This window comes from Streptomyces sp. NPDC059787, assembly GCF_042732315.1.
Classification (GTDB): Bacteria; Actinomycetota; Actinomycetes; order Streptomycetales; family Streptomycetaceae; genus Streptomyces; species Streptomyces atrovirens.
This window is the reverse complement of the sequence record NZ_JBHWHX010000034.1, coordinates 25,601-49,402: the sequence shown is the minus strand read 5'-3', so window position 1 is coordinate 49,402 and position 23,802 is coordinate 25,601. Positions and strand designations below refer to the sequence as shown.

Below are 23,802 nucleotides of genomic sequence, written 5' to 3'. Positions count from 1 at the left end.
GTCCGGGGGGGCGCCGCCCCCCCCCCATGCTGGGCGGGCTTCTCCTCCTAGTGGCCCCCCTTTTTTTGGGCCCCGCCCGGGGGCGCCCCCCCCCCCCCCCCCCCCGAGGCCGGGCTCGGCGTGATGGTCTGCAACAGCGCCCAGAACCCGGGCGAGGAGGCCGAGTACCTCTCCCTCTTCGCCGAGCAGCGGGTGCGGGGCGTGCTGCTCACCCCGGCGGACGCCACCGGCCGCAACATCGAGGCGTTCCGCCGGCACGGCATCCCCTTCGTACTGGTCGACCGGGTCGCCGAGGGCACCACCGAGTGCTCGGTCTCCGTGGACGACGTGGCGGGCGGCGCGCTGGCCGTGCGGCACCTCGTCGACGCCGGGCACCGCTCCATCGCGTACGTCTGCGGCCCGCCCGGACTGAACCAGGTCCGGGACCGCCGCACCGGCGCCCTGAACGCCCTCGCCGAGGCCGGACTGGGCCCCGACTGCCTGCGCGAACTGCCCACCGAGCGGCTCGACGTCGCCGCCGGCCGCGACGCGGGTGCCCGCCTCCTCGGACTCGCCGACCGGCCCACCGCCGTGTTCTGCGCCAACGACCTGCTCGCCCTCGGTGTGCTCCAGGCGATGTACGCGGCCGGCGTCGGTGTCCCCGACGACCTCGCGATCGTCGGCTACGACGACATCGAGTTCGCCGCCGCGGCCGCCGTACCGCTGACCTCGGTGCGGCAGCCCGCGGTCACCATGGGTGCCCTGGCGGCCGAGCTGCTGCTGGAGGAGACCGAGAGCGAGAACGCGGCCGAGCCGCACGAGCACCGCCGGGTCGTGCTCCGCCCGGAACTGGTGGTCCGGCGCTCCAGCCTGGCGGCCCGCTGACGGGCATTCGGCAAAATTCCATGATCCCGGGCTCGTTGGCCGGACGAACATGTGCTGAACTGGGTCACGATCCGACAATCCGTTCGTCCCTGGAGCCCTGTTGTCCGTCAGCTACCGCCAGCCCGGAGTGGTCCTCACCGACCGTCGCTTCACCGTGCCCCTCGATCACGACAACCCCTCGGGGGAGACGATCGAGCTGTACGCGCGCGAGGTCGTCGCCAGTGACAAGGCCGGCCAGGACCTGCCCTGGCTGCTCTACCTCCAGGGCGGCCCCGGCTTCGGGGCGAACCGTTTCGTCGGGAAGCCCGCCTGGCTCGGCCGTGCCCTGGAGGACCACCGGGTCCTGCTCCTCGACCAGCGCGGCACCGGCCACTCCACCCCCGCCGGCCGGCAGACGCTCCCGCTGCGCGGCGGCCCCGCCGAGCAGGCCGACCACCTCACCCGCTTCCGCGCCGACTCGATCGTCCGGGACTGCGAGGCCATCCGCCCCGAGGTGACCGGCGGCGCCCCCTGGACCGTCCTCGGCCAGAGCTTCGGCGGCTTCTGCACCGTCGCCTACCTGTCCATGGCCCCCGAGGGCCTGAACACCGCGCTGATCACCGGCGGACTGCCCTCCCTGGACGCCCACGCCGACGACGTCTACCGGGCCGCCTACCCGCGTGTCGAACGCAAGGTCGCCGCGCACTACGCCCGCTACCCGCAGGACGTCGAACGCGCCCGCCGCATCGCCGACCACCTCCTCACCCACGACGTGGTCCTCCCGGGCGGCTACCGCCTCACCGTGGAGGCCTTCCAGTCCCTCGGCATCATGCTGGGCGGCAGCGAGGGCAGCCACCGGCTGCACTTCCTCCTGGAGGACGCCTTCGTCCGCACCCCGGGCGGCCACGAACTCTCCGACGCCTTCCAGGAGCAGGCGCAGGGCCTGCTGTCGTACGCCGGACACCCGCTCTACGCGCTCGTCCACGAGGCGATCTACGGCCAGGACGCCCGGCCCACCGCCTGGTCCGCCGAGCGCGTGCGGGCCGAGTTCCCGCGGTTCGACGCGGCCAAGACGCTCGCCGGCGACGAGCCGCTGCTGTTCACCGGCGAGACCATCCACCCGTGGATGTTCGACTGCGACCCCGCGCTGCGCCCGCTGCGCGAGACCGCCGAACTGCTCGCCGCGCGCACCGACTGGACGCCCCTGTACGACCCGGCGCGCCTCGCCGTCAACGAGGTCCCGGTCGCGGCGGCCGTCTACCACGACGACATGTACGTCGACACCGCCCACTCCCTGCGGACGGCCCGCGCGATCCGCGGCCTGCGCACCTGGGTCACCGACGAGTTCGAGCACGACGGTCTCCGGGCCGGCGGTCCCCGCGTCCTGGACCGGCTGCTCGCCCTGGCGCGCGACGAGGCGTGAGTCCGGGGCCGGGCGCGGGCCCGGTGGGATGTCGGTGCGGCGGGTTAGTCTGCGGACATGACCGAGCCGACGATCAGTCAACTCCCACCCATGCCCGACGACTGGCGGCGCGCCCTGGCCGTGGTGGCCCACCCGGACGACCTCGAGTACGGCTGTGCGGCGGCGATCGCGTCCTGGACCGACGCCGGCCGCGAGGTCTCCTACGTCCTGGCGACCCGTGGTGAGGCGGGCATCGACACCCTGGAGCCGGCGAAGTGCGGCCCGCTCAGGGAGCGCGAGCAGCGGGCGAGCGCGGCCGTGGTCGGCGTCTCGGAGGTCGGCTTCCTCGACCACGCGGACGGGGTCGTCGAGTACGGCCCCGCGCTGCGCCGCGACATCGCCGCCGCCATCCGCCGGTACCGGCCCGAGCTGGTGATCACCCTGAACCACCGGGACACCTGGGGCGGCACCTACTGGAACACCCCGGACCACGTGGCCGTCGGACGGGCCGTGCTCGACGCGGCCGGTGACGCCGGCAACCGCTGGATCTTCCCGGAGCTGGTCGAGCGGGGCCTCGAACCCTGGAACGGCGTCCGCTGGGTGGCGGTCGCCGGTTCCGGCAGCCCCACGCACGCGGTGGACGTGACGGACGGACTGGAGCGTGGGGTCGCGTCGCTGCTCGAACACCGTACCTACATCGAGGCGTTGACCGACGAGGACCCGGAGGCGTACGCCCGCGGTCTGCTGACCGGTTTCGCCGAGGAGACGGGGAAGCGGTTCGGCAACCGGCCCGCGGTCGCCTTCGAACTGTTCTCCCGGTGAGCCCCGTGGCCGGAGACAAGGAACTGCTGGCGGAGCGCTTCGAGGAGCACCGCGGGCATCTCAAGGCGGTCGCCTACCGCATGCTCGGCTCGCTGCCCGAGGCGGAGGACGCCGTCCAGGAGGCCTGGCTGAGGCTGGGCCGCACCGACACCGGCGACATCGACAACCTCGGCGGCTGGCTGACCACCGTGACCGGCCGGATCTGCCTGGACCTGCTGCGCTCGCGGACCGCGCGCCGTGAGCAGCCGATGGACGAGACGTTCGTCCCGGACGCGGTGATCAGACCCCTCTCCCAGGTGGACCCGGAACAGGAGGCGCTGCACGCCGACTCGGTGGGCGTGGCGATGCTGGTGGTCCTGGAGACGCTGGAGCCCGACGAACGGCTGGCGTTCGTCCTGCACGACATGTTCGCCGTGCCGTTCGACGACATCGCCCCGGTGGTGGAGCGCAGCTCGGCCGCGACCCGGCAGCTCGCCAGCCGGGCCCGCCGCCGGGTACGGGACACGGCCCCTCCGTCCGACCCCGACCTCGGCCGGCAGAAGCAGGTCCTCGAAGCGTTCATGGCCGCCGCGCGCGGCGGTGACTTCGAGGCGCTGGTCGCCGTCCTCCACCCGGACGTGGTGCTGCGGGCGGACGCGGGCGCACTGGTCCGGGGCGTGGCCGGATCCAAGATCCTCCGGGGCGCGAAGACGGTCGCCGAGTCGGCGATCATGTTCGCCCGCCACACCGCGGACGGCCGAATGGCCCTGGTCAACGACTCCCTGGGCCTGCTCAGCGTGGTCGACGGCCGCATCCGATCGGTCATGTCCGTCACCGTCACCGACAACCACATCACCGCCATGTACATCCTGGCCGACCCCGACCGCCTCACCCACCTGGAGCCACCGAAGGACTGACCACTCCCGCGGGGACCTGCCACCGTTCCCGCGGCCCTCACCGTTCCCGCGGGGACCTGCCGCCGTTCCCGCGGCCTTCGCCGTTCCCGCGGGGACCTGCCGCCGTTCCCGCGGGCAGCCGCATGCCGCGTCCCCGCGGCTCCCCGCCGTTCCCCGCGGGCAGCCGTATGCCGCCCGTTCCCGCGGGCAGTCGTGCCGCTGGGGCGGCACGGGTGGGCGCGACGGCACCCCGCGAGCGCCGGGCTGCGCAAACCCACCCCCGCCCCACCCCGACGCACCTGAGACCCGAGACTCACCCCCGCCGTTCCGGATGCAGCCGCAGCCCCTCCGGCATCAGCGTGAGCCGCTCGGTCACCCGCAACCGATACCCGGGCTCGGCCCGCAACTCGTACCGCCGCAGCAGCAACCCCAGCACCAGCACCGCCTCATGCAGTGCGAACTGCCGCCCGATACACGCCCGAGCCCCCGTCCCGAAGGGCTTGAACACATGCGCGGGCCGCCCCCGCACCGCCCCCGCATCGAACCGCTCCGGATCAAACCGCTCCGCATCCGCCCCCCACACCTCGGGATCCCGGTGCAGCATCAGCGTCAGCACCAGCGTCCACGCCCCCCGCCGCATCGGATGCTCCCCACCCAGCACCGTGTCCCGCGTAGCCTCCCGGGCGAAGGCCGGCGCGGTCGGCCACAACCGCAGCGACTCGTCCAGCACCCTGCGCACATAACGCAACTTGGCCACCTGCTCGTACCCGGGCGCCACCGCGTCGCCCCAGACGCGGTCCACCTCGGCACGGGCACGGGCCGCGACATCGGGATGCCGGGAAAGATAGTGCAGCGCGAAGGAGAGCGCGCCCGAGGTGGTCTCATGACCGGCGACCAGGAATGTGATCACCTGTCGGCGGACGTTCTCCGCCGACAACCGCTCCCCGGTCTCCGGATGCGAGGTCTCCAGCATCCGGTCCAGCAGATCCCCGCCCCCGCCGCCCTCCGCCCGCCGGACCCGGACCACCTCGTCGACGATGCGGTCGAGACACGCGATGTCGGCCGCGTTCCGTCGCCCCGCCCGGCGCAGCAGCAGCGGGCTCAGCGGCGCGGGAACGCTGTTCAGCCGCTGGGCGTGGCTGAGCGTCCCGACCATCGCCGTGACGAACGGGTGCGGACGGGACCGTTCGAAGGACCCGAAGTCGTGCCCGAACCCGGTGCGCGCGATCGTCTCCAGCGTCAGCCTGGTCATGTCCCCGGGCACGTCCACCGACCGTCCCCCGGCCGCCGCACGGTCCCAGTGGTCCGTCAGCCGCTCCGCCACGGCCAGCATCATCGGGTGGTAACCGGCCATGGCCTCCCGGCTGAACCCGGGGGCCAGCACATCGTGCGCGAGCTGCCAGTTGGGCTCGTGGTTGTACGCGGTGAACAGCCCGTCGCCCGCGACCGGCCGCAGATTGGCGACGCCCAGCCCGACGTGCTTGGCGAACCGCGACTCGTCGGCCAGATCGGCCACCAGCCCGGCACCCCAGGTGAACACGAACTCCTTGCCGAAGGCGCTCCGCCGGAAGACCGGCCCCAGCCGGCGGGCGTACTTCAGTGAGTCCTGCACGGGCGTGCGCCTGCTCGCCCCGAGGACGTCACCGAGCAGCGGCAGGCGGTACGGCGGGTGGGGGATGCGGTGCAGTTCCGGCCAGCCGTGTTCCGCGCTGCGGAACCCCTTCGGCGGTACGGCCCGTGTCGTCGTCTCCGCCATGACGCGATCTCCTTCGGCCCGGCGCGCGAGTGCGACGCGTTGACGTGTTGTACGCGAGTTCAATAAGGCGGGTTCAGTCTGGTCCGGCCGCTGAACGGGCGTCAAGTAAAGTGCGGGGATGGCCGTGAACCAGGGCGGGCGCACGCGCCGTCGGCTCAGCACCGCGGAGCGCCGGGAGCAGCTTCTGTCGGTCGGTGCGCGGCTGTTCTCGGAGAGCCCCTACGACGACGTGTGGATCGAGCAGGTCGCCGAGATCGCCGGGGTCTCACGGGGGCTGCTCTACCACTACTTCCCGACCAAGCGGGACTTCTTCGCGGCGGTGGTGGAGCGGGAGAGCGAGCGGATGCTGCGGATGACGGCGGCGGTTCCCGGCGTCCCGGTGCGCGAGCAGCTCGCGGCGGGCCTCGACGCGTACCTGGAGTACGTCGAGGCCCACGCGCACGGCTACCGCGCCTTCCACCGTGCCGACGCGGCGGGGGACCAGGCGGTGCGCCGGGTCTACCAGCGGGCGCTGGCCGCGCAGGAGCGGCAGATCCTGGCGGCGCTCGCCGCGGATCCCGAGTTCGGCCCCGTCTTCGAGGCGCGACCGGACACCCGGCTCGCCGTGCGCGGCTGGCTGGCCTTCACCACGGCGGTCTGCCTGGAGTGGCTGCGCGGCCCGGAACAGGACCGCGAGCAGGTGCGTGACCTGTGCGCACGCGCCCTGCTGGGCGTCCTCGCGCCCTGAAAGGTCTGGTGAGGATCACCCCACCCGGTTGGCGCGCACCCCGATCTTCGATAGGTTAGGCAAGGCTTACCTAAGAGGAGGTTCGGGGATGGCTGACGACACACACGGCTGGACGGCCGCGCCCGGCGCGGCGGAACGGGCCCGCTCGGTGCTCGCCGCCGCATGGTCCTGCGCGGTGACCGCGGAGGGCACCAGGGAGGAGCTCGTCGGCGCGCACGGTGTGACCGACGACGGAAGGGTGCTGCTGCACGTGCCCGAGGACAGCGCCCTGCTCGCCGCCGCGATCTGCGCACCCCGCGGCGAGCCGTCCGCCGTGCTGGAGTTCGCCGACGTGGCACCCGTCCCCGTACGCAACCGGATCCGCGCCCGGCTGTGGCTGGCCGGCTGGTTCGCCGTGCGGGACGGCCACCTCGTCTTCCGGCCCACGCGCGTGGTGCTGCGGCAGCCGTCCGGTGCCCTGGTGGTCGACGCCGACGAGTTCGCCGCCGCCGGGCCCGACCCGCTCGCCGCCGCCGAGGCCCGGCTGCTGACCCACCTCGCCGACTGCCACGCCGACGCGGTCGAACGGCTGACCCGGCTGGTCGACCACGGCAGCCTGCACGGCGCGGTCCGCGTCCAGCCGCTCGCCGTCGACCGGCACGGACTGACCCTGCGCATCGAACGCCTCCGCGCGGACGGTGACGTGCGCCTGCCGTTCCACGCGCCCGCCGACGACGTCTCGCAGCTCACCGAGCGCGTGCACGTGCTGCTCGCCCAGGCGGGCGCCGCCTCCTGCCCCCGTGCGCTGCAGCGGCAGCGCACGGACGGCGAGGGATGACACGGAGGACTCGGCCACACGGGTGCCTCCGGCCGGGTACGTCACTGGGAACGGTGGGAGGCGCCCTCGCGCCTGCGGTGCAGCCGCTCCCGCATCCGGGTGAGCCGCGGCAGCCGCTCGCGCTGCTCCCGCGAGTGCCGGTCCAGCTCCTCGAGCAGCCGGCGCGTGCGGTGCTCGGTGTCCATCTCGTCGAGGATGCGGTTGACCTCGGTCAGCACGGCGCCCAGCAACTGCCACTGGCGGGCGTCGCGCCGGGCCTCCTCGAAGAGCAGCCGGGCCAGCCTGTCGCGGGTGGCGGCCGCCTGCCGCAGCTGGGAGGCGAGCCGCTCCTCCGCCGACTCGGCGTTCGCGCTCACGCTCGTGGTCACCAGCACCGAGAAGCTGACCACGGCGTCCGCGATCTCGGACAGCAGCTCCTCGAAGACGGCGCCCGTCTCCGGATCGAACAGCCGTTCCGGGTCGCGCTCCTTGGTCAGGTCGGTCAGTGTGCGCGCCAGCACCCGCAGCACCACCGTGCAGATCTCCAGCGTGTCGAGGCCGGTGCGCAGCACCACCCGGTGCAGCAGGCCCTCGCGCACCCGCGGATTGAGCCGCAGGCTGTCCTCCGCCTGCCGGAGATCCGCGTCGACCTCGGTGATGTCGTGGTCCAGTCGGCGGGCCTCGTGCAGCCGGGCCTCCGCGTGGTGCGGGGGTGTGCGGCCCGCCGCCTCCTCGCCGATCCGCAGCATCAGCTGCCGTACCCGGCGCGCCAGCTCCTCGATCGACTCCCCGGCCTCCTCCACCCACACGGGCGGGGCGAGCAGGAGGTTGAACCCCATCCCGACGAACGCCCCGATCAGTGTCTCCACGATCCGGGCCCAGGCGGTGTCCCCGTGCGTGGTCACGCCGAGCACCAGCATCGCGCTGATCGCCACCTCGGGCACGAACTCGTCCACCCGCACCAGATGGCCGATGATCAGCGACGCCAGGATGAGCAGGCCCAGACTCCACCAGGTCAGGCCCACCAGGAGGCTGAAGAGGATCGCCACGACGACGCCGGTCACCACGGAGTTCACCCGGCGCATCCCGGTGGTGAGCGTGGAGTACAGGGTGACCTGGACGACGAGCAGCGCGGTGAGCGGCGCGGTGAGCGGCGCGGCCTCCGGACTCAGCCGTACCGCGATGACGTAGGCGACCGTCGCCGCGGCGGTCGACCTCACCATCTGCACGGTCATCGGGTCCCGGCGCCGCTTGACGAACTCGACGGCCGGCGCGGTCATCTCACGTACCACTTGCATCCTCGGACGGTTCCCCTTCCTCGGACGCATCGAACGTGTTCACCTGCGACGGCAGTCCCCCGGAGGACAGACGGCCGCTCCTACAGCTTGTCGAGGAAAGCGAACAGGTGGCCCCTGGTGCGGGCGATCTGCTCCTCCAGGGTGAGGCTCTCCTCGAAGCGGGCACCGGTCTCCGGGACCTTCCTGCCGCGCAGATAGAGGGAGCAGGCGAGGTCGGTGCACATGTAGGCGCCGACCGAGTTGCCCTCTCGGCCGGCCGGGCCCGCCTTGCGCGCGGTCATCAGGGCGACACCGCCGCGCGGGTGGGTCGTCAGGCACAGGGAGCACATGCTGCGGTGCAGGAAGCCGCGCCGGGCCGGCTGGAAGCGCATGGCCACCCCGACGAGACGGTCCTCCCGCTCGGTGACGAGATAGCTGCGGTCGGGTGCGCCCGGATCGCGCCAGCCCAGGAAGTCGAGGTCGTCCCAGGGGCGTTCGCCCAGGTCGCGCGGTACGGCCAGCCGCTTGGCCTCACCCTTCGAGCAGTTGATGAACGAACCGCGGATGTCCTGCTCGGTGAGTGCTCGCATGGGGTCGTCTCCTGGCGTGTTCTCTGTGTGCTCTTTCGAAACCTAGGGGGTCTAGGTTTCTGGTTCAGGGTAGATATCCGGTGTCGGGGGGAGCCAGCGATTTTCACCGGGGACCGCGCCCCCGTGCGTTCCGTACGCTGTACCGCAGTCGCCGAAGGGGAGGGGTGCGGACGATGGGGGACTCCTGGGAGCGGGCCCGCCGGGTGCTCGCGGAGGCGGGACTGCCGCCCGGCACGCTCGCCGGGGTGCGCCCGCTGAGCGGGGGCACCTACAACACCGTCGAGGAACTCCTCCTCGCCGACGGCAGCCGCTATGTGCTCAAGGTCCCGCCCCCGCCCGCCACCCCCGGCCTCCGGCACGAGCGGCGCCTGCTCGTCTCCGAGGCGGACTTCTGCGCCGGAGCCGCCGAGGCCGGCGTATCCGCCCCGCACGCCGTGTCCGTCGGCGGCGACACCTCCGTACCGTATCTGCTGATGACCGCCTGTCCGGGCGAGCCCTGGACGCGGGTGGAGCCGGCCGGCGGGGAGCGGGCGGCGCTGCGTACGGAGCTCGGCCGTCAGGTGGCCCGGCTGCACCGGGTGACCGGGCCGGGGTTCGGCTACCCGTCCGGCGCCCTCGGCCCGCTCGCCCCCGACTGGCGGACCGCGTTCACCACGATGACCGACGCCGTCCTCGCCGACGCCCGGGACTACGGTGCCCGGCTGCCCCGCCCCGTCGACGAGGTGGCGGCCGTGATCCGTACCGCCGCCGGGGCGCTCGACGAGGTCACCGTGCCGGTTCTCGTCCACTTCGACCTGTGGCCGGGCAACATCCTGGTGGAGCGCCCGGCGGCGGGGGAGGCCCGGATCGGCGGGATCGTCGACGGGGAGCGCATGCTCTGGGGCGACCCGCTCGCCGACTTCGTCTCCCTGGCGCTGCTCGGCGACATCAGGACGGACGAGGCGTTTCTCACCGGATACGGGGAGGCCGGGGGCCGGGCCGTCTTCGACCCGGCGGCCCGTGTCCGGCTCGCCCTCTACTGCGCCTACCTCTACCTGATCATGCTCACCGAGACGGTTCCGCGGGCGAGCGGGGACGAGCACGAACGATGGCTTCAGGCCGCCGTCGCCCCGGAACTGGAGGCCGCGTTGGACGAAATCGGCGAACCCTGTTAGTTCACATCATGAAATAAGGGTGCTGAAAAGTCGCGCCCGGCCGGTTCCCGGCGGTATGTTGCAGGTCGGACAGGGTTTCGGAAGGAGCCACATGGCGGGGCGGAACGGGCGCACGGTGCGCGACCTCAGGCGGGCCAACCGCACGGCCGTGCTGCAACGGCTGTACTTCGACGGCCCGCTGAGCCGCTTCGAGCTCGGCCCCGCGACCGGGCTCAGCTCCGGATCGGTGAGCAACGTCGTCGCGGACCTGGTCGCCGACGGCCTCGTGGAGGAGGCCGGCAGCGTCGACTCCGACGGCGGCCGCCCACGCACCCTGCTGCGGGTGGCACCGGTCAGCGGCCACATGATCGGCGTCGACGTGGGCGAGACCCGGGTCCGCGTCGAACTGTTCGACCTGACCCTCACCGAGCTCGCCCGCGCGCAGCGCCCGCTGGAGCAGCAGCGCTACGAGGTCGAGGTCATCGTCGACCACATCCGCTCCGGCATCGCCGAGGTGCTCGCCGGCGCCGGCCTCGCCCCCGAGCGGCTGCTCGGCGTCGGCATCGGCGTCCCCGGCATCGTCGAGCACACCCCCGACCGGGGCGCCGTCGTGCACGGCCAGACCATCGGCTGGGACGCCGTCCCCCTGGAGTCCCTGCTGCGCGCCGGGTCCCCCCTGCCCGACACGGTGCCGTACTTCATCGACAACGGCGCCAAGACCCTCGGCCAGGCCGAGATGTGGTTCGGCGCCGGACGCGGCGCCCGCAACGCCCTCGTCGTCCTCTTCGGCTCCGGCGTCGGCGCCTGCCTGGTCACGCCCGAGGTGGAACACGGCCGGGCGGTCGAATGGGGGCACCTGACCGTACGGGTCAGGGGACGCCGCTGCCGCTGCGGCGCGCTCGGCTGCCTGGAGGCGTACGCGGGTGCCGAGTCACTGCTCGCCCGGTGGCGCGAGGAGGGCGGCCGGGTGCCCGGGGGCACGGACGAGGAGACGGCACTGACGGCCATGCTCGCCGCCGCCTACCCGGCCGACGACAGCGCCCCCGACCCCGTCGCGCTGGCCGTGCTGGAGGAGACCGCCGAGTACCTGGGCGCGGGCCTGTCCGACCTGATCAACCTCTTCCAGCCCGAGCGCATCCTCATGGGCGGCTGGGCCGGCCTCCAGCTCGGCTCCCGCTTCCTGCCGGCCGTGCACCGGCACGCCCTGTCGTACGCGCTGCGCCACCCGGCCGAGAAGGTGACGATCGAACTGGGCCGGCTCGGCCCCGACGCGGTCACCGTCGGCGCCGCTATCCTGCCGCTCGCCGACTTCTTCGCCCGCGGCGGCCGCCGCCCCGACCCGGACCCGCAGTCCCCGCCGCCCGCCTGGCACACGGCCCTCCAGGAACGCACCCCGCGCTAGGGGGTGCCGTCCGGGTCGGGCCGGCTTCGGACGACGGCGCCTCGCGGCCGGGCCGAGCGGGGGCGACGGGGGTCCCTCCCGCGCAGGGGCCCTCCCGCTCGGGCGAAGCCGGGCGTGGGGGAGTCGAGGACCGACGACAACGCCGCTGGGTCCTCCCTCCGGGGGAGCGCGTACCAGGGCCCGCGGCCCCGGCACGATCCGAACGACGCCCCCAGCGGGGCCGCGGGGCCCGGCGCGACGGCCCTGCGCGGCGGGCCGGCCGTGTGACGTGGACGCCGCCGCCGACCCGCCCCGCGCGGGCCGGTCACGCGGAGGACTCGTCCGGCACGGGCTGTTCCGGGTTGGGGGACGCCGAGTGCGGGGCACCCTGCCGGCCGGTACCGGCCTCGTCCGTGTCCGGCACGTCGGACCCGGCTTCGCCGGACTCGGGCTCCTCCGACTCGTCGGCCTTCTTCCCGCTCTCCCGCTCCGCCGCGGCGGGCGCGACCTCCCAGGGGTCCTCACCGGGGCCGGCCTGCTGGTCGGGCAGGTCGCGGGGGACACCGGCGCCGTTCTCGCCGGGCCCTTCGAGGCGGTGGTCGGTCACGACGCTCTCCCTTCGTTCGTACACGACCCTCGCGGGTACCTCCGCGCGGACCGGTGAAACCCGGTGCTCAGCCGACCTTGCGGCCCCGCATCGGTTCCGTGTCCTCCCCGGCGCCCTGCTCCATGCCCAGCAGGAACTCCTCGACCACCTGCGTCGCCGTGTGCTCCGGCCGCCAGCCGAGCTCCACGCGCGCACGCGTGCAGTCCATCAGCGGCAGCCTCAGCACGGCGTCGAACAGATGCGGCGACGCCGGCAGCAGCCGCAGCCCCCACGCGGCGGCGACCGCCGAGCGCGCGGCGGTACGCGGCAGCCGTACCCGGCGCGTGCCGAGCATCTCCCCGAGCAGCTCCGCGTCGACCGTCGGCTCCGCGGCGAGGTTAAAGGCGCCCCGCGCCTCGGCGGACAGCACGGCCAGCCGGTAGGCGTGGGCCGCGTCGTCGGTGTGCAGCGCCTGCACCCGCAGCCCCGGAACGTCCGGGAGGACGGGCAGCAGATCGGGCCGCGCGAGCTGGCCCGGCAGGAAACGGCCGCCGAAGATACGGCGCTGCTCGCTCCCCGACTCCCGCTTGAAGAGGAACGCGGGCCGCATCCGTACCACCCGCGTCCCCGGATGATCACGCTCGAACGTGTCCAGGGCCCGCTCCAGGTACGCCTTCTCCCGGCAGTACGCGGCGTCCGGCCAGCCGTGCGTCGGCCACGACTCGTCCACCGCGTGGTCCTTCGGGCCCGGCGAGTACGCCCCGACCGACGAGGCGTGCACCAGAGCCGGCACCCCCGCCTCGGCCACCGCGTCGAACACCCGCATGCTGCCCAGCACATTGGTGCGCCAGGTGGCCGCCGGATCGTGCGTCGGCTGGAACGCCCACGCCAGATGGACCACCGCGTCCGCGCCGGTGAACTCCCCGACGAGATCGGACCGGTCCGAGGCCAGGTCCACCGCCGACCACTCGGTCCCCGGAAGCGACAGGTCGGGGATCCGCCGTGCCAGGCCCCGTACGGAGCCGACCTCCGGTTCCTGCGAGAGGACCCGCACCACGCTGGTCCCGACATTGCCGGTGGCGCCCGTGACGACGACCCTCCTGCCCGCTGTGCTGCTCACCTTCCGCTCCTCTCGGCCGCTGCTCCGCGGAACCGGCCGAGTACCCCTCACGCGAAGGCGTTCACGCCCGTCAGACGGGCCGAGAGTTCCCACAGGCGGGCCGCCTGCTCCGGGTCGACCGCCCAGTCCTTGACCCCGGTGCGGCCGTCGTCGTCCGAGGCCGGCTCGGCGACGTCGCAGTCCTCCAGGTAGAGCCCGCCCATGCCGTCCAGCCGTGCCGAGGTGGCGGCCCAGACCTGGGTGGCCGCGCCCTGCTGCGGGGTCTTGAAGCCCTCCGGGTTCAGCGGGTTTCCCTGCTCGTCGATCCACCCCCGGTCCACCATCTCCTGCCGGGGCAGATGCCGCTGGAGCGGGGTGAGGATGCCGCCCGGGTGGAGGGAGAAGGCACGGACGCCACGGTCCCGGGCGAGGCGGTCGAGGTGCACGGCGAACAGCACGTTGGCGGTCTTCGCCTGCCCGTACGCCTCCCACTTGTCGTAGCCGCGCTCCCAGTGGACGTCGTCCCAGCGGATGCCGGAGGCGTGGTGCCCGCGCGAGGAGACGGACACCACGCGGGCGCCGCCGGGCTCGACGGCCGGCCACAGACGGTTGACGAGGGCGAAGTGCCCGAGGTGGTTGGTGGCGAACTGGGCCTCCCAGCCGGGCCCGACCCGGGTCTCCGGACAGGCCATGATCCCGGCACTGCCGATCACGATGTCCAGGGTCCGCCCGGACGCCAGGAAACGGTCGGCGAACAGGCGCACGCTCTCCAGGTCGCCGAGGTCCAGCTCGGACACCTCGACGTGCTCCAGGCCCTCCAGCGCCTCCCGCGCGGAGCCGGGGCGGCGAGCGGGGACGACGACCCGGGCACCGGCCTTGACGAGGGCGCGGGTGGTCTCCAGGCCGAGTCCGGAGTAGCCGCCGGTGACCAGCGCGAGCCGTCCGGTCAGGTCGACGCCCTCGAGGACGTCGTCCGCGGTGCTGCGGGCACCGAAGCCCGAGCCGATCCTGTGCTGGGTGCTGCTGTTGTCGTTCATGTCCGTCACGCTACGAATTGGAGCGCTCTCGAAGTCAAGCGACGCCCGGAGCGGGGCAGGAGGAAGCCCCGGCCGCGACGGGGGAATCACGGCCGGGGCGGCTCGGTGGTGGGTACGCACGGCGGTCGCCTCTCGGCGAGGGGCTCCACAGGGCTTCAGCCGGACGATCGTCCCTGTGGGCGAATGGTGAGGCCCGGGGACACTGTCCCGTCCGCACCCACGGTCTGTTCAACGGGGAACCACCCCTCGGTGTTCCGCTTCCGGTCGCTCGTGGGCGTGACGTGTGTCACCGGTCCCGCGCACCGCTGTCGAGGTCGGCCCAGAGGTTCTCGGCCTGGAGCACCAGCGTGCCCAGGACGGCCGTCCGCGCGGCGCCCTCACCGGCATGGACGCGCAGACTGTCCTGGAGCTTCTCGTGAAGGTCCCGCATCACGGTCTCGGTCCGCTCGTCCAGGAGGGCGTCCACGCGCGTGCCGCCGTCCAGGAGCCGGTCGGCCTCCGCGTGGCAGGCGTCGCCGAGCAGCTCCAGCAGTTCCGCGTAGCAGCTCAGCACCGCGGCGTCCGGCGCGGCGGGCGTACGGTCCTCGTCGGCGGCCACCGCGAGCGTGCGGGTCAGCGCCGTGACATGTCCGGTGACGCGGCTGAACCGCTCGTCCTCGTACTCCGGCGGCAGCGCCTCCGTCGGCGCCCGGTGCACGGCGCGCAGGACGCCCGAGGTCAGCCGCAGGCTCTCCCTGCTCCAGCCGCGGGCCGAGCGCAGCGCCTCCAGACGGCTCTGCAGCCGTGCCGCGGCGTCGAGCCGGCCCGTGGCGGTCTGCGCGTCCCACTCGCCCCCGCGCAGATCCCCGGCGACGGCGTGCAGTACGTCACCCGCCTCACGGGCGAGCGCCGCCAGGTTCTCCCGTACGTCCCGCAGGTGGACCGGCGGCAGGACCAGCGCGTTGACGGCGACACCGATGACCGCGCCGAGCGCCGCCTGCCCCAGCCGGTGCCCGACGGCGACCGCGCTCACCGTTCCCGTGGCGATCGTGAAGACGGCCGTGGTGGCGGCGTAGATGCCCTGGTCGCCGAAGCGCGACCAGTTCGACAGCAGCACCAGCACCGGCACGGACAGCGCCAGGGCGCCCGTGGTGTCGCCGGTGACCGCCTGCGCCCCCGACGCCACGAGGGCTCCCACGCAGATCGCCGTGAACTGCCGTGCCGCCTGCACCAGCGAGCTGTAGACGGTGGCCTGCACCAGGACCAGCGCCACCCAGGGCGCCATCAGGGCCATCGGGTCGTCGAGCCACACCCGCGCCAGCAGCCAGGCCAGCAGCGCCGCCGCGGCGGCCTTCAGCGACTGGACGAGCAGATCCCGTTCCCGCCCCGGCCCCCGCCACGCGGCCCGTGCCGCGCGGCCGACGGACCGCGCGTCCCACCGCACGGCGTCCCGCACCCGCGCCACCGGAGCCGTCCGCCTCACGGCGTCCCGGACCCGCGCCATCGGAGCCGTCCGCCTCACGGCGTCACCCCGCCCGGCCTTTTCCCGCACTCGTGACATGCCCTGCGTCATGCCAGAGGGCTGTCCGACAGGGACGCCAGGAGATGCGCCGGGTCGGCGTAGACCGCGTCCGCGCCGGCCTCCTCCAGGTCGGCGCGGGGAATGCCGCCGCACAGCACACCCACGCAGCGCACCCCGGCACGGCTGCCCGCCCGCATGTCCCACACCGTGTCACCGACGAACACCGCCCGCTCCGCGGGCACCCCGGCCAGCTCCAGGGCGTGCTCGACGGGCTCCGGCGCGGGCTTGCCCTCCGCCACGTCGTCGGCGCTCGCCGTCGCGCCGATCGCCTCGTCCGCGTCGATCGCCCGGCGCAGCGCGCTCAGCTCGGCACCGCTCGCCGAGGTGGCGAGCACCACCGTCCAGCCGTCCCGGTGCAGCCGCTTCAGCAGCCGGCCGGCGTCCGGCAGCGCGGGCAGCCGGTCGAAGTACTGCCCGTACAGCGCCTTGTGCGCCGCGCTCAGCTCGTCGTCGCGGCCGGTGTCCCGGTCCTCGCCCAGCAGATGGGCGACCAGGTCGGAGGAGGGCAGGCCCACGGCCCGGTGGACGGCGTGCATCGGCACCCGGTGCCCCGCCTGCCGGAAGGCCTCCCACCAGGCCGTCACATGCAGATGGTTGGTGTCGACCAGAGTGCCGTCGACGTCGAACACGGCAGCCCGTTCCATACGTGGTCCTTCCTTGAGGGGAGCGGTACGGGTACCACCTCGGCCGCCCGCCACTCCGGAAGGCGCCTTCCGCTCCCGGGCCCACGCCGGCGGCCCGTCCACGGGCCAGGGGCGACCACCCGGTCCGGCGGCGCGCGCGTGCCGCGGTGCGGAAGACGCGGACGCGGGGGTTGGCCCCGTACGTGCGGGGTACTGCGACGTCCCGCACCCGCCGTCGTCGGTCAGGAGGCCCGTATGTCCGTTCCCGCCACCCCGAGCGGCAGGGTCGCCGTGATCACCGGCGCGGACTCCGGCATCGGCCGGGCCACCGCCGTACGCCTGGCCGCCGCGGGCATGGACGTGGGCGTCACCTGGCACAGCGACCGCGAGGGCGCCGAGGAGACGGCGCGGGAGGTGCGGGCGCACGGACGGCGGGCCGAGGTGGCGCACCTGGACCTCACCCGGCTGCCCGCCGCCGCGGACACGGTCGACGAGCTGTGCGACCGCCTGGGCCGCGTCGACGTGCTGGTCAACAACGCCGGTACGGGCACCATGACGCCCTTCCTCGACCTGGAGCTGTCGAAGGTGCGCGAGGTCCTCGACGTCGATCTGATCGGCCCGTTCCTGTGCGGGCAGAAGGCGGCGCGGCACATGATCCGGCAGGGCGACGGGGGCCGCATCGTCAACGTGACGTCCGTGCACGAGCACCAGCCCCGCGTGGGCGCCGCGCCGTACTGCGCCGCCAAGGGCGGCCTCGGACTGCTCACCCAGGTGATGGCGCTGGAACTCGCCGAGCACGGCATCACCGTCAACGCGGTCGCCCCCGGGGAGATCGCCACGCCCATGACCGGCCAGGAGGACACCGACCCGCACACCGAGAGCCGTCCCGGCGTCCCCCTGGGACGGCCCGGCGACGCCCGTGAGGTCGCCGCGGTCATCGCCTTCCTCGCCGGGCCCGACGCCTCGTACGTCACCGGTGCCTCCTGGAGCGTGGACGGCGGAATGCTCCGGATGGGACCGCAGGCCGGGTCGCACCTGACGAGTGACGACTGGCGGCGGCCCTGACGGGAGGCGCGCCCGCGCACCGCGCCCGCACACCGCGTTCGCACCGTTCGCGCTCTACCCTCGATGCATGACCGAAAGCGCGAGCCCGTACATGTCGCACCCGCGGATCATGGTGCTCGGGGTACAGCCCGGGACTCCGCCGTTCCGGATCGTGGAGATCGACGGACAGGTGGTCGGCGAGGCGAAGACCGTCACCGACGTCCTGCACGCCGCCGCCGCGTTCGGGATCACGGTCCACGACCTGGACGACCCGGACGTGGTCCGCTGGGTGGGCGGCGACAAGTTCACCTGGACTCTGCGCGGAGCCCCATGACCCCCTCGGGACCAGAAGCAGCGGCCCCGGGGGTCAGGCCTTCGGGCGGCGTGCGTGTACGGCCCGGCTCAGGCGGCGGCCCACCAGCAGGTAACCGAGCAGCGCCCCGCCGGTGTTCAGGATGACGTCGTCGATGTCGAAGGCGCGTCCGGTCACCAGGGCCCCCTGCGCGCACTCCACCAGCAGCATCACGACGGCCGTCAGCACCAGCACCCGCAGAAAGCCGCGCGTGCGCGGTGCGACGACCGGCGCCAGCACACCGAAGGGCACGCCGAGCAGGATGTTGCCGCCGATCTGGCGCACGGCGTCACGCAGCGCGGGCTGGTCCAGATAGGCCCTCAGCGAGCGGCCCGGATGCAGATTGGTGTGGGTCAGCGCCTCCGAGGCGGGGGAGGGGTGCAGGGTGAGCCGGGCCAGGACCACGGCGAAGACGACCATGAACATGAAGGCGCACAGCATCGCCAGCAACCGCGGAAGCAACGGAAGAGGCCGCCGCGGGCCGCCCTCCGCGGTGCCGCGCCCGGACGGTCGCGGACGCCGGTGGAACAGTGAGCGCGGATGCGGGACGGCGCGGGCCATTCTGTCCTCCAGTCGTCAACTTCCTTACGTGGTACGCCGATTACCCCCGGCCGTGCGGGTCACTCGCCGTAGCTGACCCGCACCTCCTCGAACCCCAGGGAGCGCAGCAGTCCTTCGAGCATCTCCGTGGTGTTGGTCTCGGCCCGGGTGGTGAGTCCGCTCTCCTTCGCCGCGTCGCCGATGTGCCGCACGGCGAGCTTCTGGACGGCCTGCTCGCTGTTGGGGTTGTCCGAGAAGAGGTCGCCGAGCCGGTCGAACAGCCCGCGCTGCTTGGACACGGCGTAGGAGCGCTCGGGGTCCAGGGCCGGCTTGCCCAGGCGGGCGTGCGGCAGCCGCAGCGTGGCGGACGTACGGTCGTCGTCGACCCGTACGTCGTCCTTGTCCAGCTTCCCGAGGTCGACATAGGCGTCGACGGTGCCCGCGCCCACGTACAGCGTGCGGCTGCCGCGGACGGCGTCCGGCAGGAACTTCGCGTCCTTCTCCAGGTCCACCACCACCTGGAAGTTGCCCGAGGCGGCGTCGTAGCGGCTGATGTCCTGGATGGACTCCAGGAGCGCGGGCCCGGAGCGGTCCTCGGTCTCCGTGCCGAACAGGTCCTTCAGGCCCGGCAGCAGGCTCAGCCGGATCCCGGCGAACAGCACGACGAGCAGCAGCACCACCGCGCCGAGCGCCTTCACCCATCCGGGTACGCGCGCGATCCGTCCCTTGACGGGAGTCGTCGGAGTCGTCATGGCGACGGCCCTCCTTCCTCCCTGACCGAATGCCCCTCAGTTCCCGGTACAGACAGGGAAGTCGAGGAACGGACGACCGCACCGGGGGCACGCGGGGGCGCACGGCGGGCGTCAGGCCGCGGACCCGGTGGTCAGGCCGGTCCTGAGGGGGCCTCGGGCCGTTCCAGGGCCGCGTCCAGGGTCGGCCACGGCGGCAGCAGGCGGGAGGTGCCGGTGATCCGCAGCATGCGCAGGGTCAGCGGGTGGGCGCACACCAGACGCAGCCGGCCGGGCCCGTCCGCGAGCCGCTGCCGGGCCCGGTACAGCAGGCGCAGCCCGGAGAGGTCGAAGAACTCGACGTGGGTCAGGTCGATCACGATCCGGGCGTCCGGTTCGGCGGTCGCCATGTCCAGATGCGGGACGATCTCCGCGGCCGCGGCGATGTCGATCTCACCGCGGAGCTCCAGCACCGTGTGTCCCCGGTCGTGGCGGACGCGCAGATGCCGGGTCAGCGGTGCAGGTTCGTACCGCACGACGCCATCGCCTCCAGCCTGCTCTGTGCAACGGGGGTGTGAACCGGTCCCAACGCCGGTTCACACCCTGCAAGTTACCTTCGGTCGAGTGCATTTGAGCATGTTCGATTGACATATGTCTTCGAATTGCGACCGACTTCTTTCGAACCGGCCGGTCGGCCCGGGAAAGCCTCGCCGGAGCGTGGCGGAATCCTTGCTTCCGGCAGCGGGCGAACTTGATCAACAGGATTGCCGACCCGATAAGTTCCTTACGGACGACGCGAGTTGACCATTCCGCGACGGGTCGCTTCGCGGCGCGGGCCCCTGTCGCCCGGCACGGCCGTCTCACACGGTCGGCAGACCGTCCACCGGGCCCCGCCCGGCCCGCTCGGACGGCCGCCCGGGCACTCGAACTCGGCTGCCAGATGAGTGAGTCGAATCGGGAAGCGCTACGGGAACGCCCCGACCCCAAATGATCTACGTCATGGCCGCTGGTGATCTCCGTTGCCGCGTACGCCAGTTGAGGCGCGTGCGCCCGCACGTGAACATGACTGAATCCGGCGAGCGGGGACAGGTGTCACGTACAGGGCGGGGCAGGAGCGCCCCGTGCCCCGGACTCCCGCGGAGGAGAACATGACCCTGGTGACGGCCGGCGTGGTGGTGCTCGACTGTGCCGAACCCGAGAAACTCGCCGAGTTCTACAAGGAGTTGCTGGGTGCGGAGGACGTCGACGCCCATGTCAACCGGGTGGAGATCCGGGCCGCCGACGGCTTCCGTATGGCGCTGCGCCGCGACGTGAACGCGACCGCCCCGAGCTGGCCCCGCCCGGAGAACTCCCTCCAGGCGCACCTGGAGTTCGTGGTGGACGACCTGGACGCGGTGGAACGCCTGATCGTGGGCCTCGGCGGGCGACCGATGGAGGCGGGCGACGCCTCGGGGCCCACCGGGGAACGCGGCTACGCCGACCCGGCGGGCCACTCCTTCACCGTCCGCCGGGGCACGTCGACGGCGCCCAAACAGGGCTGACCCGCCGCCGTGGGGGGGCGGCGGGCCGGCCGTACGGCGCGTCAGTCGCGGCCGCCCTTGTCCGGGACCGGCCAGGTGCCCGTGGAGCGTTCGATGGCCTTGGCACCGGCCCGGTCCACGGCACTGCGCACCACCGCGAAGATGGCGCCCTGGATCGCCGCGGCCAGCAGGATCTCCCCCCAGCGGCGGTCCCGGTCCAGCGCGTCCGGCGCGTTGTCCTCGTGCCGGATCACCTTCCAGGTCTTCTGGAACGCCATCCCCGCCACGGTGCCGCTGGTCCAGCCCAGCGCGAAGCCGATCGGCTTGTACGCCAGGGGCAGCTTCTTCTTCGCCTTCTTGCTCTTCTTCGCCACGTGGATCTCCTAGGTCGGCTGTGTCGTCTCGTCGGTGGATGGATCGTCGGGGAGGACCGGGCGGCTCAGGGGCGCCCCGGCGCCGGCACCTCCTCGCCTGCCCGCACCGGACCGGGCGCGGTGCCGTCCCCGAACGGCCGGCCGCCCAGCTCCTCCCGGTGGTGGGGCGCCGTCCAGCCGGCCAGGTCGGGACCGAGGGGCACGATGCCGGACGGGTTGATGCCGGTGTGCACCTGGTGGTAGTGCCGCTTGATGTGGTCGAAGTCCACGGTGTCGCCGAAGCCGGGCGTCTGGTACAGATCGCGGACGTACGCCCACAGCACCCGGTTCTCCGCCAGCTTCCACCGGTTGCACTTGAAGTGGCCGTGGTACACCGCGTCGAACCGCACCAGCGTGGTGAACAGACGGATGTCCGCCTCGGTGATGGTGTCGCCGACCAGGTACCGCTGCTGCTCCAGCCGCCGCGCCAGCAGCTCCAGCCGCCGGAACACCGCCGTGCACGCGGCCTCGTACTCCTCCTGCCCGGTGGCGAACCCCGCCCGGTACACGCCGTTGTTGACGTCCTGGAAGACGTCCTCCGTCACCGCGTCGATCTCGTCGCGCCGCGCCCGCGGGTACAGGTCGGGCGCCCCTTCACGGTGCAGGGCCGTCCACTCCGTCGCGAGGTCCAGGGTGATCCGCTGATAGTCGTTGGTGACCAGCTTCCCGCTGGGCACGTCCACGACCGCCGGCACGCTCACCCCACCCGGGTAATCCGTCTCCCGCCGGTCGTACGCCTCGCTCAGATACCGGATGCCGAGCACCGGGTCGCGGCCGTCCGGATCCAGGGTGAAGCGCCAGCTCCGGTCGTCCTGGACCGGGTCCGTGACGGCCAGGGAGAGCGCGTCCTCCAGCCCGAGCAGCCGCCGGGACACCAGCGCCCGGCTCGCCCACGGACAGGCGCGGCTCACCACGAGCCGGTAGCGCCCGGCCTCCACCGGCCACCCGTCCCGCCCGTCCGCCGTGATCCGGTCCGCGAAGTGGGCCTTCGACCGCTTGAACGCCTTCCTGCCGTACGCGCTGTTGCCGCCGCCCCCGTCGTCGCGGCCACCCATGATGGTCTCCTTCTCGCCGTCGGTACGTCCCTGTGACCGCGTTCCCCGTTTTCCGCCGACGGCACGGTGTGGCATGGGCCGACCGGGGCAATCGGCCGAGGGTGAGTACTCGATCGGATCGCAGAACCCGGATCACGGTGCTGGTGGCGCTCGCCGCCAATCTGGTGATCGCCGTCGCCAAGGCCGTCGGCGGACTGGCCGCGTCCTCCCCCGCACTGCTGTCGGAAGCGGCGCACTCGGTCGCCGACAGCCTGAACGAGGTGTTCCTGCTGGCCGCACTGCGGCGCAGCCGGCGCCCGGCCGACCGCCGTCACCCGTTCGGCTACGGCAAGGAGCGGTTCTTCTGGTCACTGCTCGCCGCCGTCGGGATCTTCGTGATGGGCGGCTGCTTCAGCTTCTTCCAGGGCGTCGAGGCCCTCAGGAACGGTGGCGACGAGAAGCTGAGCGGCTATGTCGCCGGACTGATCGTGCTCGGCGTCGCCCTGCTCGCCGAGGGCGGCTCCCTGCTGCGCGCCCTGTATCAGGTGCGCCGGCAGGGCGGCCTGGGCAGCGGACTGCGTGATCCGGCGCTGCGCACGGTGGTCGCCGAGGACGGCACCGCGGTGGTGGGCGTCACCCTGGCGATCGTGGGCATGGCGCTGCACATGATCACCGGACAGGTGGTGTGGGAGGCGTCCGCCTCGCTCGCCATCGGGGCGCTGCTGGTCTACGTCGCCTTCCGGCTCGGCCGCGACGCCCGCGACCAGCTGATCGGCGAGGCCGCCGACCCGGAGGCGAGCGACCGGATCCGGGAACTGCTGGGGGAGCAGCCCGAGATCGACAGCGTGGAGGCGCTCTTCACGATGAAGACGGGCCTGGACACCGCCCTGGTGGCGGCCCGCGTCGACCTGATGCCCGGGATGGACAGCGAGCGGGTGGAGGAGGTCGCCGTACGCATCAAGCGGTCCATCGCCCGTGAGGTGCCCGAAGCGGAACAGATCTTCCTCGACGTCACCGAACGGGGGGACCCGGAGGCGCGGGAGGCATGGGAAAGCCCCGCCGCGACGGGGGAACGCGGCGGGGCCTGAACCACGCGTGCCCGGATCCCGGAGCTTCATGCACACCGGAACACGGGAAATTCTCCGGGGCTCAGTCCCGCTGCCCGTCCGGCTCCAGCACGAAGACCGGGATCTCGCGGTCCGTTTTCTTCCGGTAGTCGGCGTACGGGGGGAAGGCCGCGACGGCGCGCTTCCACCACTCGGCCTTCTCCTCCCCGGTGACCTCACGGGCCGTCATGTCCTGCCTGACCGGCCCGTCCTGGAGTTCGACGTGCGGGTCGGCCGTGACGTTGTGGTACCAGACCGGGTGCTTGGGCGCGCCGCCCAGCGAGGCCACCGCCGCGTAGCGTCCCTCGTGCTCGACCCGCATCAACGGGGTCTTGCGCAGCCTGCCGCTCTTCGCGCCCCGGCTGGTCAGCACGATGACGGGCCTGCCCTGCAGGGTCGTCCCCTCCGTGCCGCCGGAACTCTCGTACAGCTCCACCTGTTCGCGCACCCACTGTGTCGGACTGGGCTCGTACTCACCTTGCAGGGGCATGGCATCCATCCCGTCGCTCTCGTGTCACTGCGGCCGAGTCGATCACCCCTGCAACACCACCGCACGC

25 protein-coding genes and 1 pseudogene are annotated in these 23,802 nt (G+C 73.1%); 12 read left to right on the top strand and 14 right to left on the bottom strand.

Annotated features, from left to right (window positions below; all coding sequences use genetic code 11):
- Positions 1-105: 105 nt before the first annotated feature.
- From ACFV5H_RS27245 to ACFV5H_RS27230, 4 genes and pseudogenes are all read left to right on the top strand, one after another.
- Positions 106-864, top strand: a pseudogene (locus ACFV5H_RS27245) (substrate-binding domain-containing protein); the annotation flags it as partial.
- A 100-nt stretch (positions 865-964) separates the two neighbouring features.
- Positions 965-2,266, top strand: a complete 1,302-nt coding sequence (locus ACFV5H_RS27240) for an alpha/beta fold hydrolase (RefSeq protein WP_385059430.1) — start codon at positions 965-967, stop codon at positions 2,264-2,266.
- Positions 2,267-2,323: 57 nt separating this feature from the next.
- Positions 2,324-3,067, top strand: a complete 744-nt coding sequence (locus ACFV5H_RS27235; protein ID WP_385197677.1) for a PIG-L deacetylase family protein — start codon at positions 2,324-2,326, stop codon at positions 3,065-3,067.
- A gap of 5 nt (positions 3,068-3,072) precedes the next feature.
- Positions 3,073-3,963, top strand: a complete 891-nt coding sequence (locus ACFV5H_RS27230) for a sigma-70 family RNA polymerase sigma factor (protein WP_385197697.1) — start codon at positions 3,073-3,075, stop codon at positions 3,961-3,963.
- A 292-nt stretch (positions 3,964-4,255) separates the two neighbouring features.
- On the opposite strand, the gene ACFV5H_RS27225 is transcribed toward ACFV5H_RS27230, so the two are convergent.
- Positions 4,256-5,698 carry a cytochrome P450 gene (locus tag ACFV5H_RS27225; protein ID WP_385054686.1) on the bottom strand — a complete coding sequence of 481 codons (1,443 nt, stop codon included), beginning with the start codon at positions 5,696-5,698 and terminating at the stop codon, positions 4,256-4,258.
- Positions 5,699-5,816: 118 nt separating this feature from the next.
- On the opposite strand from ACFV5H_RS27225, the gene ACFV5H_RS27220 reads away from it, so the two are divergent.
- Both ACFV5H_RS27220 and ACFV5H_RS27215 read left to right on the top strand, forming a co-directional pair.
- Positions 5,817-6,425, top strand: coding sequence for a TetR/AcrR family transcriptional regulator (locus ACFV5H_RS27220; RefSeq protein WP_385197676.1), 609 nt, complete (start codon positions 5,817-5,819; stop codon positions 6,423-6,425).
- 88 nt (positions 6,426-6,513) lie between these two features.
- Positions 6,514-7,242 carry a DUF2470 domain-containing protein gene (locus ACFV5H_RS27215; protein WP_385054692.1) on the top strand — a complete coding sequence of 243 codons (729 nt, stop codon included), beginning with the start codon at positions 6,514-6,516 and terminating at the stop codon, positions 7,240-7,242.
- A gap of 41 nt (positions 7,243-7,283) precedes the next feature.
- On the opposite strand, the gene ACFV5H_RS27210 is transcribed toward ACFV5H_RS27215, so the two are convergent.
- Positions 7,284-8,519, bottom strand: coding sequence for an aromatic acid exporter family protein (locus ACFV5H_RS27210; RefSeq protein WP_385054694.1), 1,236 nt, complete (start codon positions 8,517-8,519; stop codon positions 7,284-7,286).
- Between the two features lie 80 nt (positions 8,520-8,599).
- Positions 8,600-9,088, bottom strand: a complete 489-nt coding sequence (locus ACFV5H_RS27205; RefSeq protein ID WP_385054697.1) for an FBP domain-containing protein — start codon at positions 9,086-9,088, stop codon at positions 8,600-8,602.
- Between the two features lie 173 nt (positions 9,089-9,261).
- On the opposite strand from ACFV5H_RS27205, the gene ACFV5H_RS27200 reads away from it, so the two are divergent.
- Together ACFV5H_RS27200 and ACFV5H_RS27195 are read left to right on the top strand one after the other, a co-directional pair.
- Positions 9,262-10,242 (top strand): phosphotransferase family protein, encoded by a 981-nt coding sequence (locus tag ACFV5H_RS27200; RefSeq protein WP_385197675.1) that lies wholly within the window; start codon positions 9,262-9,264, stop codon positions 10,240-10,242.
- Positions 10,243-10,333: 91 nt separating this feature from the next.
- The gene (locus ACFV5H_RS27195; RefSeq protein ID WP_385054702.1) at positions 10,334-11,623 is read left to right on the top strand and encodes an ROK family protein; all 1,290 of its coding nucleotides are present in this window, start codon (positions 10,334-10,336) and stop codon (positions 11,621-11,623) included.
- 304 nt (positions 11,624-11,927) lie between these two features.
- On the opposite strand, the gene ACFV5H_RS27190 is transcribed toward ACFV5H_RS27195, so the two are convergent.
- The 5 genes from ACFV5H_RS27190 to ACFV5H_RS27170 form a co-directional block, all read right to left on the bottom strand.
- Entirely contained in the window at positions 11,928-12,209 is a 282-nt protein-coding gene (locus tag ACFV5H_RS27190) for a hypothetical protein (protein ID WP_385054705.1), read from the bottom strand.
- Positions 12,210-12,276: 67 nt separating this feature from the next.
- Positions 12,277-13,308 carry an SDR family oxidoreductase gene (locus ACFV5H_RS27185; RefSeq protein ID WP_385054708.1) on the bottom strand — a complete coding sequence of 344 codons (1,032 nt, stop codon included), beginning with the start codon at positions 13,306-13,308 and terminating at the stop codon, positions 12,277-12,279.
- A 47-nt stretch (positions 13,309-13,355) separates the two neighbouring features.
- Positions 13,356-14,324 carry an SDR family NAD(P)-dependent oxidoreductase gene (locus ACFV5H_RS27180; RefSeq protein ID WP_385197673.1) on the bottom strand — a complete coding sequence of 323 codons (969 nt, stop codon included), beginning with the start codon at positions 14,322-14,324 and terminating at the stop codon, positions 13,356-13,358.
- A 286-nt stretch (positions 14,325-14,610) separates the two neighbouring features.
- Complete coding sequence (locus ACFV5H_RS27175) at positions 14,611-15,807, bottom strand: aromatic acid exporter family protein (RefSeq protein WP_385197695.1); 1,197 nt, start codon at positions 15,805-15,807, stop codon at positions 14,611-14,613.
- A 65-nt stretch (positions 15,808-15,872) separates the two neighbouring features.
- Positions 15,873-16,529 (bottom strand): HAD family hydrolase, encoded by a 657-nt coding sequence (locus tag ACFV5H_RS27170; RefSeq protein WP_385197671.1) that lies wholly within the window; start codon positions 16,527-16,529, stop codon positions 15,873-15,875.
- Between the two features lie 234 nt (positions 16,530-16,763).
- Here ACFV5H_RS27170 and ACFV5H_RS27165 point away from each other — a divergent pair, with 234 nt between their 5' ends.
- Both ACFV5H_RS27165 and ACFV5H_RS27160 read left to right on the top strand, forming a co-directional pair.
- Entirely contained in the window at positions 16,764-17,573 is an 810-nt protein-coding gene (locus ACFV5H_RS27165; protein WP_385197670.1) for an SDR family oxidoreductase, read from the top strand.
- 67 nt (positions 17,574-17,640) lie between these two features.
- Complete coding sequence (locus ACFV5H_RS27160; RefSeq protein WP_385054720.1) at positions 17,641-17,886, top strand: hypothetical protein; 246 nt, start codon at positions 17,641-17,643, stop codon at positions 17,884-17,886.
- A 33-nt stretch (positions 17,887-17,919) separates the two neighbouring features.
- Here the strand turns inward: ACFV5H_RS27160 and ACFV5H_RS27155 are convergent, their stop codons facing one another.
- The 3 genes from ACFV5H_RS27155 to ACFV5H_RS27145 all read right to left on the bottom strand — a co-directional run bounded on the left by ACFV5H_RS27155 (position 17,920) and on the right by ACFV5H_RS27145 (position 19,708).
- Positions 17,920-18,465 (bottom strand): VanZ family protein, encoded by a 546-nt coding sequence (locus ACFV5H_RS27155; protein WP_385054722.1) that lies wholly within the window; start codon positions 18,463-18,465, stop codon positions 17,920-17,922.
- 59 nt (positions 18,466-18,524) lie between these two features.
- Positions 18,525-19,196 carry a DUF4230 domain-containing protein gene (locus ACFV5H_RS27150; RefSeq protein WP_385054724.1) on the bottom strand — a complete coding sequence of 224 codons (672 nt, stop codon included), beginning with the start codon at positions 19,194-19,196 and terminating at the stop codon, positions 18,525-18,527.
- A gap of 131 nt (positions 19,197-19,327) precedes the next feature.
- Positions 19,328-19,708: an anti-sigma factor antagonist gene (locus ACFV5H_RS27145; RefSeq protein ID WP_385197668.1), complete on the bottom strand. Its 381-nt coding sequence runs from the start codon at positions 19,706-19,708 to the stop codon at positions 19,328-19,330.
- 612 nt (positions 19,709-20,320) lie between these two features.
- Here ACFV5H_RS27145 and ACFV5H_RS27140 point away from each other — a divergent pair.
- Positions 20,321-20,713, top strand: coding sequence for a VOC family protein (locus ACFV5H_RS27140; protein ID WP_385054797.1), 393 nt, complete (start codon positions 20,321-20,323; stop codon positions 20,711-20,713).
- Positions 20,714-20,754: 41 nt separating this feature from the next.
- Here the strand turns inward: ACFV5H_RS27140 and ACFV5H_RS27135 are convergent, their stop codons facing one another.
- Positions 20,755-21,066 carry a DUF4235 domain-containing protein gene (locus ACFV5H_RS27135; RefSeq protein WP_385054730.1) on the bottom strand — a complete coding sequence of 104 codons (312 nt, stop codon included), beginning with the start codon at positions 21,064-21,066 and terminating at the stop codon, positions 20,755-20,757.
- Positions 21,067-21,131: 65 nt separating this feature from the next.
- Positions 21,132-22,160, bottom strand: coding sequence for a glutathione S-transferase family protein (locus ACFV5H_RS27130; protein ID WP_385054733.1), 1,029 nt, complete (start codon positions 22,158-22,160; stop codon positions 21,132-21,134).
- A gap of 101 nt (positions 22,161-22,261) precedes the next feature.
- Here ACFV5H_RS27130 and ACFV5H_RS27125 point away from each other — a divergent pair, with 101 nt between their 5' ends.
- Positions 22,262-23,227, top strand: a complete 966-nt coding sequence (locus ACFV5H_RS27125; RefSeq protein WP_385054735.1) for a cation diffusion facilitator family transporter — start codon at positions 22,262-22,264, stop codon at positions 23,225-23,227.
- A gap of 61 nt (positions 23,228-23,288) precedes the next feature.
- Here ACFV5H_RS27125 and ACFV5H_RS27120 read toward each other — a convergent pair whose 3' ends face one another.
- A complete protein-coding gene (locus ACFV5H_RS27120; RefSeq protein ID WP_385054738.1) occupies positions 23,289-23,735 on the bottom strand; it encodes a nitroreductase family deazaflavin-dependent oxidoreductase in 447 nt (148 codons plus the stop codon).
- Positions 23,736-23,802: the final 67 nt, after the last annotated feature.

Bases quoted from the DNA above. Each gene is read 5' to 3' on its own strand.
- ACFV5H_RS27180 (WP_385197673.1), bottom strand. From the start codon at position 14,324: ATGAACGACAACAGCAGCACCCAGCACAGGATCGGCTCGGGCTTCGGT.
- ACFV5H_RS27155 (WP_385054722.1), bottom strand. From the start codon at position 18,465: ATGGCCCGCGCCGTCCCGCATCCGCGCTCACTGTTCCACCGGCGTCCG.
- ACFV5H_RS27215 (WP_385054692.1), top strand. From the start codon at position 6,514: ATGGCTGACGACACACACGGCTGGACGGCCGCGCCCGGCGCGGCGGAA.
- ACFV5H_RS27225 (WP_385054686.1), bottom strand. From the start codon at position 5,698: ATGGCGGAGACGACGACACGGGCCGTACCGCCGAAGGGGTTCCGCAGC.
- ACFV5H_RS27175 (WP_385197695.1), bottom strand. From the start codon at position 15,807: ATGGCGCGGGTCCGGGACGCCGTGAGGCGGACGGCTCCGGTGGCGCGG.
- ACFV5H_RS27150 (WP_385054724.1), bottom strand. From the start codon at position 19,196: ATGACGACTCCGACGACTCCCGTCAAGGGACGGATCGCGCGCGTACCC.
- ACFV5H_RS27160 (WP_385054720.1), top strand. From the start codon at position 17,641: ATGACCGAAAGCGCGAGCCCGTACATGTCGCACCCGCGGATCATGGTG.
- ACFV5H_RS27200 (WP_385197675.1), top strand. From the start codon at position 9,262: ATGGGGGACTCCTGGGAGCGGGCCCGCCGGGTGCTCGCGGAGGCGGGA.
- ACFV5H_RS27140 (WP_385054797.1), top strand. From the start codon at position 20,321: ATGACCCTGGTGACGGCCGGCGTGGTGGTGCTCGACTGTGCCGAACCC.
- ACFV5H_RS27210 (WP_385054694.1), bottom strand. From the start codon at position 8,519: ATGCAAGTGGTACGTGAGATGACCGCGCCGGCCGTCGAGTTCGTCAAG.
- ACFV5H_RS27130 (WP_385054733.1), bottom strand. From the start codon at position 22,160: ATGGGTGGCCGCGACGACGGGGGCGGCGGCAACAGCGCGTACGGCAGG.
- ACFV5H_RS27205 (WP_385054697.1), bottom strand. From the start codon at position 9,088: ATGCGAGCACTCACCGAGCAGGACATCCGCGGTTCGTTCATCAACTGC.
- ACFV5H_RS27170 (WP_385197671.1), bottom strand. From the start codon at position 16,529: ATGGAACGGGCTGCCGTGTTCGACGTCGACGGCACTCTGGTCGACACC.
- ACFV5H_RS27220 (WP_385197676.1), top strand. From the start codon at position 5,817: ATGGCCGTGAACCAGGGCGGGCGCACGCGCCGTCGGCTCAGCACCGCG.
- ACFV5H_RS27195 (WP_385054702.1), top strand. From the start codon at position 10,334: ATGGCGGGGCGGAACGGGCGCACGGTGCGCGACCTCAGGCGGGCCAAC.
- ACFV5H_RS27165 (WP_385197670.1), top strand. From the start codon at position 16,764: ATGTCCGTTCCCGCCACCCCGAGCGGCAGGGTCGCCGTGATCACCGGC.
- ACFV5H_RS27235 (WP_385197677.1), top strand. From the start codon at position 2,324: ATGACCGAGCCGACGATCAGTCAACTCCCACCCATGCCCGACGACTGG.
- ACFV5H_RS27120 (WP_385054738.1), bottom strand. From the start codon at position 23,735: ATGCCCCTGCAAGGTGAGTACGAGCCCAGTCCGACACAGTGGGTGCGC.